At 62.1% G+C, this 13,267-nt stretch carries 15 protein-coding genes; 5 read left to right on the forward strand and 10 right to left on the reverse strand.

The window, feature by feature from the left end; translation table 11 throughout:
- The first annotated feature begins 3 nt into the window (after nt 1–3).
- Genes BoBH3_RS14020 through BoBH3_RS24540 form a run of 3 tightly spaced genes read left to right on the forward strand, consistent with a single transcriptional unit; the run spans nt 4 to nt 2,791 of the window.
- On the forward strand, nt 4–780 hold the full coding sequence (locus BoBH3_RS14020) for a class I SAM-dependent methyltransferase (protein WP_262331434.1): 777 nt from the start codon (nt 4–6) through the stop codon (nt 778–780).
- Nucleotides 780–2,348: a hypothetical protein gene (locus BoBH3_RS14025; RefSeq protein WP_262331435.1), complete on the forward strand. Its 1,569-nt coding sequence runs from the start codon at nt 780–782 to the stop codon at nt 2,346–2,348. The genes BoBH3_RS14020 and BoBH3_RS14025 overlap by 1 nt, the downstream gene beginning before the upstream one ends.
- Nucleotides 2,349–2,383: 35 nt before the next feature.
- Nucleotides 2,384–2,791: a GtrA family protein gene (locus BoBH3_RS24540; RefSeq protein ID WP_410050600.1), complete on the forward strand. Its 408-nt coding sequence runs from the start codon at nt 2,384–2,386 to the stop codon at nt 2,789–2,791.
- A gap of 335 nt (nt 2,792–3,126) precedes the next feature.
- On the opposite strand, the gene BoBH3_RS14030 is transcribed toward BoBH3_RS24540, so the two are convergent.
- From BoBH3_RS14030 to BoBH3_RS14065, 8 genes are all read right to left on the reverse strand, one after another.
- On the reverse strand, nt 3,127–3,861 hold the full coding sequence (locus BoBH3_RS14030) for an NUDIX hydrolase (protein WP_262331436.1): 735 nt from the start codon (nt 3,859–3,861) through the stop codon (nt 3,127–3,129).
- Nucleotides 3,858–4,757, reverse strand: coding sequence for a PhzF family phenazine biosynthesis protein (locus BoBH3_RS14035; protein WP_262331437.1), 900 nt, complete (start codon nt 4,755–4,757; stop codon nt 3,858–3,860). The genes BoBH3_RS14030 and BoBH3_RS14035 overlap by 4 nt, the downstream gene beginning before the upstream one ends.
- Before the next feature lie 5 nt (nt 4,758–4,762).
- On the reverse strand, nt 4,763–5,878 hold the full coding sequence (locus BoBH3_RS14040) for an endonuclease/exonuclease/phosphatase family protein (RefSeq protein WP_262331438.1): 1,116 nt from the start codon (nt 5,876–5,878) through the stop codon (nt 4,763–4,765).
- A 9-nt stretch (nt 5,879–5,887) separates the two neighbouring features.
- Nucleotides 5,888–6,736 (reverse strand): pyridoxal kinase PdxY, encoded by an 849-nt coding sequence (pdxY, locus tag BoBH3_RS14045; protein ID WP_262331439.1) that lies wholly within the window; start codon nt 6,734–6,736, stop codon nt 5,888–5,890.
- 190 nt (nt 6,737–6,926) lie between these two features.
- Nucleotides 6,927–7,334 (reverse strand): nuclear transport factor 2 family protein, encoded by a 408-nt coding sequence (locus tag BoBH3_RS14050; protein ID WP_262331440.1) that lies wholly within the window; start codon nt 7,332–7,334, stop codon nt 6,927–6,929.
- A gap of 60 nt (nt 7,335–7,394) precedes the next feature.
- Nucleotides 7,395–8,426 (reverse strand): ABC transporter substrate-binding protein, encoded by a 1,032-nt coding sequence (locus BoBH3_RS14055; RefSeq protein ID WP_262331441.1) that lies wholly within the window; start codon nt 8,424–8,426, stop codon nt 7,395–7,397.
- Between the two features lie 106 nt (nt 8,427–8,532).
- Entirely contained in the window at nt 8,533–9,321 is a 789-nt protein-coding gene (locus tag BoBH3_RS14060) for an ABC transporter permease (protein WP_262331442.1), read from the reverse strand.
- A complete protein-coding gene (locus BoBH3_RS14065; RefSeq protein ID WP_262331443.1) occupies nt 9,318–10,196 on the reverse strand; it encodes an ABC transporter ATP-binding protein in 879 nt (292 codons plus the stop codon). The genes BoBH3_RS14060 and BoBH3_RS14065 overlap by 4 nt, the downstream gene beginning before the upstream one ends.
- Nucleotides 10,197–10,407: 211 nt before the next feature.
- Between BoBH3_RS14065 and BoBH3_RS14070 the strand changes: the two genes are divergently transcribed.
- Together BoBH3_RS14070 and BoBH3_RS14075 are read left to right on the forward strand one after the other, a co-directional pair.
- Nucleotides 10,408–10,932, forward strand: a complete 525-nt coding sequence (locus BoBH3_RS14070; protein WP_262331444.1) for a DedA family protein — start codon at nt 10,408–10,410, stop codon at nt 10,930–10,932.
- Between the two features lie 208 nt (nt 10,933–11,140).
- Complete coding sequence (locus BoBH3_RS14075) at nt 11,141–11,470, forward strand: ComEA family DNA-binding protein (protein ID WP_262331445.1); 330 nt, start codon at nt 11,141–11,143, stop codon at nt 11,468–11,470.
- 242 nt (nt 11,471–11,712) lie between these two features.
- On the opposite strand, the gene BoBH3_RS14080 is transcribed toward BoBH3_RS14075, so the two are convergent.
- Complete coding sequence (locus tag BoBH3_RS14080; RefSeq protein ID WP_262331446.1) at nt 11,713–11,940, reverse strand: hypothetical protein; 228 nt, start codon at nt 11,938–11,940, stop codon at nt 11,713–11,715.
- Nucleotides 11,941–12,238: 298 nt separating this feature from the next.
- Entirely contained in the window at nt 12,239–13,258 is a 1,020-nt protein-coding gene (gene ilvC, locus BoBH3_RS14085; protein WP_262331447.1) for a ketol-acid reductoisomerase, read from the reverse strand.
- Between the last annotated feature and the right edge of the window lie 9 nt (nt 13,259–13,267).

Raw genomic sequence — 13,267 nt, forward strand, 5'->3', positions numbered from 1 at the left:
TCGATGGATCCGCAGCAGAAAGCCGTCGCCGAAGAATTTGATCAGTATGGCGATACGTATGACGATGCGGTAAATCGCTCGATCGCCTTTTCTGGCAAGAAGCTGGAGGCGTTCACCCATGCCAAGGCCAACAATCTTCTGCGCTATCTGACCAGAATCTTCGGTTCGCTTGGCCACCTGAGCGTGCTCGACGTGGGGTGCGGTGTAGGCAACTACCATCCGTATCTCGTACCGCATGTCGGCTCGTTGAGCGGGGTGGATGTGTCCGCCGCATGCATAGAACGAGCGGTGCTCAGGAATCCACAGGTTGCGTACTCTCTGTACGATGGCGGGACACTCCCCTACGCGGATCAGGCGTTCGACGCTACTTTCTGCGTCTGTGTTCTTCACCACGTTCCGCCTGCGCATTGGCAGCGTTTCGTTGGCGAGCTTCGCCGCGTGACCAGACGCGGCGGTAGCGTGATCATCTACGAGCACAATCCGGATCACCCCTTGACCCGAAAGGTCGTCGGGGACTGCGCGTTCGATCGCGATGCTGTTTTGTTGAAGCGATCCCAAACTCGCAACCTGCTGCAGCAGGCGGGCTGCGATTCGATCTCGATCGAATCCATTCTGACGGTCCCCCCTTACGGAAGACTTGCGGAATGGATCGACTCATTGCTGCGGTTTTTTCCGTTCGGAACGCAGTACAGGATCGCCGCGACGGTCGGGCACGGCGATGAAGCCGGCCAGAAACAAATCTCGGAAAATTCCGGACTAGATGCAGTCAATGGCCGATAATGACTAACCAAAACCTCTCGAAGATATTGCATGTTGCTTGCTTAGGAATTCCTGTTTTAGCGCTTGTCTGGCTTGCCGGTGCATGGCCAGCTCGCCTCGGATTCTTCAGCGATGACTGGATGGTCTTGCTGCACCCGAATGTGGGGAGCATCACGGCCTTTGCGGACATATTCACGCTCGTTTCGACGCGCCCGACATCCGCTCCCTTTATCTGGCTCGCCCAGCTTCTCGCCGACTGGTCACCCGTCCGGGCTCAGATCCTGAATGTCGTGATGCTCGGTATAACCGGGCTTGCGGTCGGTCGACTCACGCAGGCCACGCTCGCGTCTTCTCGCGTATCGCACGCATCCGCAATGATCGGGCTCAGCGTTTCCGCCACCAGCTTCATACTATTTCCAGCGAGCGTCGGAATATTCGCGTGGAGCACCGGAATGCTCGTTGCCATACCGGCCGTCCCGCTTTTTTGCTTCGGCATGGTCCTGCTGCTGAGCGCAAATCTGACCCGCAGCCGAATGCTCGGCGGCGCTGCACTACTGACTCTGTCGCACCTTGCTTATGAAGCACTTTACTTTCAAGAATTTGCAATTCTAGCTATTGCATATGCGCTTGGCCGGAAAGACATTGGCCGCAAATTATGGATTCTGCTGGCAACCATATTTCTAATAAACGTTGGATGCATCGCATATAATCGGCTTGCCCCGGGCATAATCCACAAATCATTTTATGCAGATTGGTGGAATCTGTTCTTCGGCGGCCACCTGAGATTAGCGGAGATATATCGCAACGCTACAAGAGAGAATGCATCTTGGTTGGGAGTTTCGCTAGCGACCCTGTTGGCATCCAGCCTCCTATTTGCCAGGACGACGATCGGGATCGTACGGATCATGACATTTTATGTCGTTGTTTCCGGTGCAATTGCTGCGGCAGGAATACTGTATGCCTTTGCCGGCTATGGCCTCGCGGCCGAAGGGCCAATGGCAAGGACCTCATTGGTCCTCACGATATACGCTGGAATTGGGATGGGCATTTTGAGTGCCCTAGCGTGGCAAGCGCTAGCTGTCCGACCAGTGTCGGCGATTGCTGGAATTGCTTCGATCGCCGCCATAATCATCGGCATCGGAATCTCATCGTCGCACCGCATTGATGAATGGGCTCGCGCTTGGCAATTCGAGATGACCCGCCTTTCTCAAATTCCGGAGGAGATCGTCTCCCTTCAAGGCAACGATCGCGCCTTCATCGCCATCAGTGACACCAAATGGCAGTTCGTTGCGCCCGCATCCGCTCCTTGGGAGATTTCAGGCGCCGCTGCATGGGCCCTTTACAATCGGACTGGCGACCGCAAGGCGATGGCGGATGTCTGGAATATGCGATCGCCGAGCTTCCGGTGGTACGCAGCATTTCCAGGATGGTTTAGCCGATGGAATGGATCGAGGTTTGAGCAGGGCCCCTGCGGCAGCGACGCTGCGGTCTATGGGAGGTCGGCATCACAAACGTTGCTGTGGAAGCCCGGCAATCCGAAATTGGAAGATGCCGGCGCTTCATGGGAATCAAACTGTAAGATCGACTAATCGACGTCGCCAGCGAAAACATCTCTGATAATCACATGAAAATTCTGAGTGAATATGATTTTATAAAGATTGCTCGATTCGCACTCATAGGCGCGCTTGTAACAATATCGTATTCTTTAATAAATTTATTATTAGGAGAAAGATTTATTGGCTTACGAGCTGGATGGGCGAGCTTAATTAGCTTTTCAATTTGTTTATTACTATCATATTTTGGGCACGCCATCATTACATATAAGATATCACATAACCATAAGAAGTATGGATTAAGATACATTGCAGTAACCTCTGCACTTGGAATAATTATAGCAATTGCATCTGACGTAATGGTAAATGTATTTAACGTAGATGTAATTTTAACCGGAGTTATATTGTCTATAGTATACCCAATAACAAGTTTTGTAATTCACAATTATTGGACATTCATAAATAATAATAAGATTTAATCGGAAAATTATTTGATCAGATTCAAGCGACTATATTTATGATGCCAGCTCGGAATCTTCGATTCGTCAAGACGACGGAGCGGCTAGGGCGGCCTCGAAAACTCTCCCTAGCCGCGCAGCCCTTGTGGAGCCTTGCCTGGCGCGCCCGAGGGACTGGGAGATGGTCCGTCGCATCTCTCAGCCCCCACCATCTCCCAAGCGGCGCTTTCCGAAAGCACGATCCCTGTGTGAAATGGTGCGCGGAAGTCGCACGGAGCGCGGGCGCCTTACCGTTTCACCGCATCGCACCGCATTTCTGCATAAAGCGCGACAAATTCTGCACACAAAGCCAATACTTATGCGCAAAAATCGTCAATTCCGAAGATATGTGCGAGATAGCGGCGCATGAAGGGCGGCATGTCGTGGTTTTCGGTCTCGGCGAGATCGCGCACGATCACAATGTCGGAGAGTTCCTCCTCTTCGAGGTGCTCCATCCGCCGCAGCATCAGCGCCCGCGCCTCCTCGGCTGGACGGTCGATGCGAACCTCGCGCATGAAGGCGATGCGCCCCTGTTCGATCAGCGCGGTCCAGCCCTCGCCGATCGCAAGCTCCTCGATGCGCAGGCCCGTTTCCTCGCCGAGTTCGCGGGTGACGCTGCCGGCCAGATCGAGCGTGCCGTCGGGACGGGCATCGCCGCGGTCAGGCGTGCCGGCGGCGAAATAGACCTTGCCGGCATTGGCGGTGTGCTCGCCCATCTTCCCGCACAGGAAGGCGCCGTCACTGGCACGCAGCGCCGCCATCGCGAAGCCGTTGCGGACGACGGGGCCGGGATGGCCGATATTCCGCCAGGTCATGAAGGCGGCATAATCGGTCTCGAAATAGCCGGCCTCGAACACACCATCGCGGATCGCGGCGCGATGCTGCAGCATGATGCGGCCATTGAACATCGCCGGCTTGCCGGCGCTGATCTTCGCCCAATGCGCTGCGATCATCGCCGCGTTCTCGCGCGCGAACGCCCAGTCATACGGCTCGACCTGCGCATCGACCCGCGACAGCCGCACGATCAGGCCGTTCTCGACGTCATCGCTCAAAGCAGAACGCCCTCGCTGACCACGATCGCGGAGCCGCCGATCCGCGCCGAGGCCAGCGCGCCATCCTTGACGCTCACCTCCAGCGTGATCTGGGACGGACGGCCCATCTCGTAGCCCTGCTCGATGACGAAGCGATGGTCGCCGTCCTCCGGCTTGTCATAGGCCATGATCGCGCCGGCGAAGGCGGCGACGGCGCTGCCGGTTGCCGGGTCCTCGACGATTCCCGATCCCGGCCAGAACATGCGGGCGTGATAGCTGTGCCCCACCTCGGCGGTCTCGCGGCAATAGACGAAGGCGTTGCCGTTCGGTGACCCGGCCATGATGCTCTCGAAGGCACCCGCGACCCGTGCGCGGGCCACCGCCTCGCGGCTGGCGACAGGCACGGTCGTATACGCGACACCGGCGGAGAAGAGGCTCGGCCGGTGCGCGTCGAAGCCGAGATCGGCCGGATCGAGCCCAAGTGCCTCAGACAAAGACGCATCCGCGAGGGGCTGCCCGAGCTGCTCCGGCAATCTTGGCAGAGTGAAGGTCGCGTGGCCCGCGTGGCTTCCCTTGATCGAGACCGCACAGGAGACCGGCCCCACCTTCTCCTCCAGCACCAGCAGGTCGGCAGGCCGTCCCTCGGCCTCGTCGCTGAGGGCGAGCCAGACCGCCGTGCCCACGGTCGGATGCCCGGCGAAAGGCAATTCGCCGCCCGGCGTGAAGATGCGGATTGCGGCGCGGTGGCCCGCCTTTTCCGGCGGCGCGACGAAGACGGTCTCGGACAGGTTGAATTCCTTGGCGATGGCCTGCATCGCCTCGGTGTCCAGCCCCTCCGATTGCAGCACCACGGCCAGCGGGTTACCCGCATGGCGACGGGTGGTGAAGACATCGAGCGTGACGAAGCGGCGTTTCATCGGGCCTATCCTGCCGGAATCTCGAGATCGATCGTGACGGGGCAATGGTCGGAAGCCTTCGGCCTGTCCCAGCCGACGCGCGGATAGCGGTCGGCGCAGGTTGCGAGGCGCGCCATCGAGCGGTCTGGCTCGCGCGGATCGAGCGGCACGCGATAAGGCAGGCCGCGCCGGATCATCCGCATGGCAGACTTCGGATTGGCGGCAGCGAGAGAGGGCGAGAGCAGGATGCAGTCGAGCGGCATGTGGCTGTCGACGAGCCTGTCCTCCTGGTCCGACCAGTAGCGGCGGAAATGCGTCCAGCGCTCATGCGCCGGCAGGGTCTGCATCGGATCGACGGCGAAATCGTCCAGCAACGGCTCGATGCCGCTCGAACCCTCGTCGACCGGCCCGGCCCGCGGGCCGAGGCTGTAGCGATAGCCGTTGAGGTCTCCCAGCACGATCCAGTTCGCCTCGTGCCAGCCGCCGCCGAAGCGCTGCTTGACCAGCCATTTCACGGCGCGCGCCTCGGCGCGCCGCACCGGCAGCGTCATTTCCCGGCCGTCGTCCCGCCCGTTGTTCATCGATTTGAAGTGGCAGCCGAAGAGCGAAAGCCGCCGGCCGCCGAACGAAAGCTCGATCTCCAGGCAGTCGCGCGCGAAGACCTTGCCGTGCGGGCCGATGCCGAGCATGGCGAGATCGCGGTCATGCACTCCTGCTTCGGCGAAGGTCAGATCCTTGTGCGAGCGGACCTTCACCTGCCCGTTGCCGAACAGGTCCCGCCGCGCGGCAAAGCCGATATCGATATTGCGCCGGTCATTGCCGTCCATCAGCGTGAAATGGCCGTAGCGGTGGTCGGCGATGCGGTGGACATAGTTGGCGAAGAAGGCCTGCAGGCTCGCCAGAGAATCCACTTCCTGCAGCATCCAAAGATCGGCCTGCGCCTCCGCGATGGCGAGCGCCGTCATCTGGCGCTTGTCGTCCTCCAACGCCACCGCCAGCGAACGCTCCACCGCGTCCCGCTCGTCGGCGCGCGGGAAATGGAAAAGCGACATCGCCGCCGCCGTCTCCGAGCGTCCGCCCGGGTCGAAGCGATGGCGCGTCAGCAGGTTCTCGACGTTGAAGGTCCCTACACGCAGCTTCATCGCAACGACTCAGAGCGCTTCCGGCGTGAAGACATGCGTGGGCATGACGAACTCGTCCTGCGCCGCCACGGTCAGGATCTCGCGGGAGCCGGCCTCCTTGGTCCGTTTCAGCAGGCCGTAAATGGAAGAGGCCGCCTTGCCCAGCGCCGTCGCCGCCGACTCCTCGCGCAGATAATGCGTGAAGAACAGCGCCGCGATCGCGTCGCCGGCGCCATTGACGCTGACGTCGAGCTTCGGCGTGCGCACGCGCCAGCTTCCCTTCCCATCGGCGGCCATCAGGTCGATCGCATCCTCCGGGGTTTCCTCGGTCGCGAGCGAGGTCACCATCACCACCTTCGGCCCGGCATCCCGCAAGGCCTCGACGGCGCGATGGGCGTCGGCCGCGGTCCTGATCTCGGTATCGGTCAGGAGCTCGAGCTCGAACTGGTTCGGCGTCACGATGTCGGCCGCCGGCACGGCCTGCTCGCGCATGAACTCCGGGATGCCCGGCCGTACGAAGATGCCGCGCCCGACATCGCCGATCACCGGGTCGCAGCAATACAGCGCCTTCGGGTTCGCCGCTTTCACCTGCTCCACCGCGGAGAGGATCGCGTGGCCGATATCGGCCGAGCCCATATAGCCGGAAAGCACGCCGTCGCAGGTCGCGAGCGCGCCGCGCTCGACGATGCCTTCCATCACCTCCTCGATCATGCCGCCGTCGAAGACCCGGCCCTTCCAGGCGCCGTAGCCGGTGTGGTTCGAGAACTGGACCGTATGGATCGGCCAGACCTCGACGCCGAGGCGCTGCATCGGGAAGACGGCGGAAGCGTTGCCGACATGGCCATAGGCGACATGCGATTGGATCGAGAGGATGTTCATGATGGGCAAAGCCGGCCTTCAACGAAACGACGCGGCGAACCTAGAGCATTTTCGAGCGAAGTGGACACCGGTTCGCGTGAAGAAAATGCGGCAGGCCAAGAGGCTGGAGCAATTCCGCGCGGAAATGCTCCAGCGATTGGCGCGCCGGGCGCAAATCGGAAGCGTTGATGCCAACGATAACGGGTTGGGATCAGGCCGCCGCCAACTGCATCACGCTCGCCGTATCGGTGAACTGGGTGATGTTGCGCACCTTGCCATCCTCGAAAGTCAGGATGTCGAGGGCTTCGAAATTCTGGGTCCGCCCCGTCGGGCGAAAGGTGATGTCGGCGCGCCAGCGATAGGCTGCGCGGTCTCCCTCGACGATCAGGTCGAGCGTCTCGAACTTCGAGAAGCCGAAGGTCTCGATGAGGCCGGCCATGTGCTCGCGAACGGCGTCGCAGCCGCAATGGGGACTGCAGGCCGGGATCATCTCGGGCGCCCCCATCAGCTGAAAGCGGCATTCGGGATGGAAGTAGGACATAACCTTCTCGAGGTCGCCTTGCACCCGCGCCTGATAGGCGTCCTTGAGCAAAGTCTCGATCGCAGCGCGCTCGGTCATCTTTCGCTCTCCTAGGGTAAGGCGCGAATAGTGACCGAGGCGCTGCCGGGTGTCGAGGGCTTAGGACCCCGACGCCGCCTTCTTGGCGAAGCTGTCGATGAAGGTCTTCGACAGGTCGACATTGGAGTTGGTCAGCTCGGGATCGAGCAACTTCAGCGAATCGTACATGCTCTTCATGCCGTCCGGCGTGGAGATGCCGGTGCGCGAATAGGCCTCCTGCGAGTTCTTCACCGCGCGCAGATAGAGCGGCTTGTCGCCGAGCAGGTATTCCTCCGGCACCAGCGCCGCCACATCTTCCGGCGTCGCCGTCTCGACCCATTTCAGCGCCTTCATCAAGGCGTTGACGAGCTTCTGCGTCGTGACCGGGTTCTTCTCGGCGAAATCATTCTTGAGATAGAGCACGGCCGCGGGGTTGGAGCCGCCGAACAGCGCCTTGGTGCCGGCCTCGGTGCGGGTGTCGATCAGCGAGACGACGTCTCCATCGGCTTCCAGCTTCGAGGTGACGGGGTCGAGATGCGAGATCACGTCGACCTGCTTCTGCTTGATCGCGGCGATGGCGCTCGCGCCCGCGCCGACGCCGATGATCGGCGCATCCGCCGCCTTCAGCCCGGCCTTGACCATCGCGTACTGCGCCGTCAGCGCCGTCGAGGAGCCGGGCGCCGTGACGCCGATCTTGAGCCCCTTGAAGTCGGCCGCGGACTTCACCTTGTCGGCGAGGTCCTTGCGCACGGCGATGGTGATCGCCGGGAAGCGGCCGAGCTCGATCACGGCCCGGATGTCCTGTCCCTTCGCCTGCATGCGGATGGTGTGCTCATAGGCGCCGGTGACGACGTCGACCGAGCCGCCGACGAGCGCCTGCAGCGACTTCGCGCCGCCGCCGAAATCGTTGATCGTAACGTCGAGCCCCTGCTCCTTGAAGAAGCCCTTCTTCTCCGCGATCGTCAGCGGGAGATAGTAGAGGAGCTGCTTGCCGCCGACGCCGAGCGTCACATTGGGCTTCTCGGCGTTCTGGGCCAGCGCGCCATAGGGCGTGAAGCCCAGAGACGTGGAAAGGGCGAGCGCAGCCAGCGCCGCGCGGCGGGTGAAGATCATAGGCGTTACCTCCGGTCGATTATCTTGTGATGATGCGCTTCTATGGCGAGCGCTTTAGTGGAAACGATAGGCGAGTTTGCCGCGTGAGGGCAACCGAAGCTGCCCCTCACGCCGTCGTGGCGCTCTGGCCCGGCCGCCAGACCAGCAGCCGCTTCTCGACCAGCGTCACCACTGCATCGATGGCGATGACGAAGATCGCCAGGATCAGCATGCCCGAGAAGACGCCGGTGACGTCAAAGACGCTCTCGGCCTCGTGGATTTTGTACCCAAGCCCCGCCGAGGAGCCGAGATATTCGCCCACCACCGCGCCGACGAGCGCGAAGCCGACCGAGGTATGCAGCGAGGAGAACATCCAGGTCAGCGCCGAGGGCCAGTAGACATGCTTGAACAGCTGGCGCTCGTTCATGCCCAGCATGCGGGCATTGGCGAGGATCGTCGGCGAGACTTCGCGCACGCCCTGATAGACGTTGAAGAAGACAATGAAGAAGACGAGCGTGAAGCCGAGCGCCACCTTCGACCAGATGCCGAGCCCAAACCAGAGCGCGAAGATCGGCGCCAGCACCACGCGCGGCAGCGCATTTGCCGCCTTGATGTAAGGGTCGAACACCGCAGAAAGCAGCTCGCGCCGCGCAAACGCAAAGCCGAAAAGGATGCCCGCGAGCGAGCCGATGACGAAGGCGAGCACCGTCTCGGTCAGCGTGATGCCCAGGTGCCAGTAGATGTCGCCGCTGGTGAGCTGCTTGAAGGTGCGCGTCAGCACGGCCGTCGGTGTCGAGAAGAAGAACTGCAGCGTCTTCACATCGCCGAACAGGCTCGTGGTCGTAACCACATGCCAGGCGCCGAGGAACACCAGCATCACCAGGACCTGGAGCGAGAGGAGCTTGATCCGCTTCACGACACGTCTCCCCCGACCAGCTCACGCCCCTCGCCCATCGCATAGGCCTTCTGGACCTCCACCTTGAGGGACGTCCAGATATCGCGGTGGATTTCGTGGAAGGCCTTCTCCAGCCGGATGTCGGCGATGTCGCGCGGGCGCGGCAGCGTTACCTTGTAGTCGGCGACGATGCCCGCCGCCGGCCCAGCCGACATCACCACGACACGGTCGGAGAGCGCGATCGCCTCCTCAAGATCGTGGGTGACGAACATCAGCGCCTTGCGGTCCCGCGACCAGAGATCGAGCAGGAGATTGCCCATGATCTGCCGGGTCTGCGCGTCGAGCGGCCCGAAGGGCTCGTCCATCAGCAGGATTTCGGGATTGCGGATCAGCATCTGCGCGAGGCTGACGCGCTTGCGCTGCCCACCCGAGAGCATGTGCGGATAGCGGTCGACGAAGGTGCGCAGGCCCACCCGCGCCAGCCATTCCCGCGCCCGCTGATCCGCTTCCTTGTCGGAGACGCCCATCGGCTCCAGCGCCACCTTGACGTTCTCGAGCGCCGTCTTCCACGGCATCAGCGCATCCTGCTGGAAGAGATAGCCGGCGCGGCGGTTGAGGCCCGCGAGGGGCTTGCCGAAGATGTCGACACGGCCGGTCGAAGGCGTAAGCAGCCCGGCCGCCGCGTTCAGCAGGGTGGACTTCCCGCAACCGGTCGGCCCGACGATCGATACGAACTCCCCGGGGAAGACGTTAAGGTCGATGCCCTTCACAGCCTGATAGCGGCCGCCATCGGCGAGATGGAAGGTGATGTCGACGCCGCCGAGTGCAACTGCCGGCTCGGCCGGCGCATGCGCTCCTGCTCCCGCACCGGCCTGCGGGTTACCCTGCAACTCCATAGAGTCCGTTTCCTCGTCGGCCACTTGTCCTGGAGTTTTCACTCCAGCCCGGGCCAGCTTGTTGAATGTTGCTGAAATTAATAGGCGATCGGTCAGGGAAGGCAACGTCTCTGAACGGCGCGGAGCACAGGCGCCGCCCCTGGCCCGCTTGCATCGCAGGCCGGCTGCGGCCATATGCCAGGGCCCGTCAGCAGGAGCCGAGCCGTCCGCAATGGCCATTCTCGATCAAGCCATGCACACGCTCGTCGAGTTCATGCGGACGCATCAGCAATGGGCGATTCCGATCGTGTTCGCCATCGCCTTCGCAGAATGCGTTGCGATACTGTCCTGGTTGGTCCCGGCGACCGTGTTCTTCACCGCTTTCGGAGCCGTCGCTGGCGCGTCGGGCATGAACCTCGTGCCGCTCGCAATTGCAGCTTCGCTGGGCGCAGGCAGCGGCTTCTGGGTATCATACTGGGCAGGGCTCTACCTCGGTCCCCGCGTCGACGATCACTGGCCGTTCCGCGACAATCCGAAGATGCTGGAGCGCGGCCACGCGTTCTTCGAGAAATGGGGCGTGCTCAGCATCCTGATCGGCCACTTCTTCGGGCCGATCAGGGCGGTCATCGCGATCGTGGCAGGTATCGTGAATATGCCGTTCTTGCCCTTCCAGATCGCGAACTGGCTCGCCTCCTTCGCCTGGGGCTTCGCCCTGCTCTACGGCGCAGGACGCATCGGCGAGCTCATGGCGCGCTGAGACAGCAGTCACCTGACTGCCCGGTGAACGCAGCATTCGGGGCTCGTTCAAACCGAAAGGCGCTTATTCGCGTCGTCGCATCGCGGAACGCCACAACGGTGAGCCCGGCGCGACACGCTGAACGGCCTCGCGCCGCCAGCGTCGTCCGGCGGAGGGACCCGGCCCCCGGCGGATGCGACGTTTCCGGGCCGACCCGCGAGGTCCAGTCATGACGATGTCACGCTATCTGCTCCCCCTCGTCGCGCTTGCCGCCATGGGCGGTCAGGCCTTCGCCCAGACCGCGACGCAGGCTCCCGCCGCCAAGCCGGCCGCACCTGTGACAGCCCCTGCTGCTCCGGCAGCGCAGGTCAAGAAGATCAACATCAACACCGCGACCGCCGCCGAACTCGACACGCTCAAGGGCGTCGGCGAGGCCCGTTCCAAGAAAATCATCGAGGAACGCAACAAGGCGAAGTTCAAGGATTTCGCCGACCTCGTGAAACGCGGAACACTGCCTGCGAATGTCGAGGCCGACATCAAGGACAAGATCACCTTCTGATCGGCACTCCCCAAGCAAAAAGCCTCCGGTGCCAAGCGCCGGAGGCTTCCTCGCGATCGTCTTTCGAGACGGACCTCAGGCGAGGCCCAGGACCACCGCCAGCATCATTGCCAGCGACAGCGCCATCATCACGCGGATGGCCACCGGCGTTTCGAGAATGCGAAATAGTTCCATCACGGCCTCCCCTGGAGCGGGCAAACACGAACGGCTCCGCAAGAACAAAAACCTGAAAACAACAAAGCCTAGACCAGCGCGTCGACCACGATCCACGCCATGGTGACCAGCACGAGCCCACCGATCAGCACCATCAGAACCGGCCGGTCGAGAAAGCCCTGCCGCGCCTCGACGGGCGTCTCCACAGCCGGATCGGCATTGCTGTGATCGTCGGCCCGCATCGGCGGTATCGGATCGCCGCCGCGCAATTGCTCGAGATCGGTCTCCGGCTCTGTGGGTCTGGTATCGACCGCCATGATCGTTCTCCCTGGCCTCAGGCTGGCCTTCTCGGCCATGCCTCGCAGAATGAAACGCGGGCGGCGCCAGTGGGTTCCGATAGCCCGAAGCAAGAAGGCGGCGCCTCGCAGCGCCGCCTTCTGAAGCATTTTAATCAAATGATCTCAGAGCCTTGCCGGGAGATCCGGAATCATTCCCGCAAGGCGTTGAATCAAATTGGAAACCGAGGCGTCATTCTCGGGCGAAGCGAAGCGCAGACCCGAGAATCTTTGTCAGCAGATGCTCGGGGCGAGCCCGAGCATGACGCGCCCCGCCGACTCAGTTCTTCGACTTGTCGACGAGCGCCTTGGCCTTGATCCACGGCATCATGTCGCGGAGCTTGGCGCCGACTTCCTCGATCGGATGAGCGGCGTAGCGGGCGCGGGTCGCCTTGAACGAGGTCTGGTTGACCTTGTTCTCGAGCATCCAGTCGCGGGTGAACTTGCCCGACTGGATGTCGGTCAGCACGCGCTTCATCTCGGCCTTCGTCTCGGCCGTGATGATCCGCGGGCCGGTAACATACTCGCCATACTCGGCCGTGTTCGAGATCGAGTAGTTCATGTTCGCGATGCCGCCCTCATAGATGAGGTCGACGATCAGCTTCACCTCGTGGAGGCACTCGAAATAGGCCATCTCGGGGGCGTAGCCCGCCTCGGTCAGCGTCTCGTAGCCGGCCTTGATCAGCTCGACGAGGCCGCCGCAGAGCACGACCTGCTCGCCGAAAAGATCGGTCTCGCACTCTTCCTTGAAGGTCGTCTCGATGATGCCGGCGCGACCGCCGCCATTGGCCGAGGCGTAGGACAGGCCGAGGTCATGGGCGTTGCCCGTGGCGTCCTGATGGATCGCGATCAGGGTCGGCACGCCGCCGCCGCGCTGATATTCGGAGCGGACAGTGTGGCCCGGGCCCTTCGGCGCGACCATCAGCACGTCGAGGTCCTTGCGGGGCTCGATCAGGTTGAAATGCACGTTGAGGCCGTGCGCGAACAGAAGGGCAGCGCCCTGCTTCATGTTGGCATGCAGCTCGTCGCGATAGATGTCGCCCTGCAGCTCGTCCGGGGTCAGCATCATCATGATGTCGGAGACCTTGGCGGCCTCGGACGGCGTCATCACCTTGAAGCCGGCCTCCTCGGCCTTCTTGCGGGTCGGCGAGCCCGCCTTCAGCGCGATGACAACGTCCTTGACGCCGGAATCGCGCAGGTTGAGCGCATGGGCATGGCCCTGGCTGCCATAGCCGACGATGCAGACCTTCTTGCCCTTGATCAGGTTGATGTCGGCATCACGATCGTAATAAACGCGCATCGGTATCTC

The organism is Allobosea sp. BH3 (assembly GCF_025499465.1).
GTDB lineage: Bacteria > Pseudomonadota > Alphaproteobacteria > Rhizobiales > Beijerinckiaceae > Allobosea.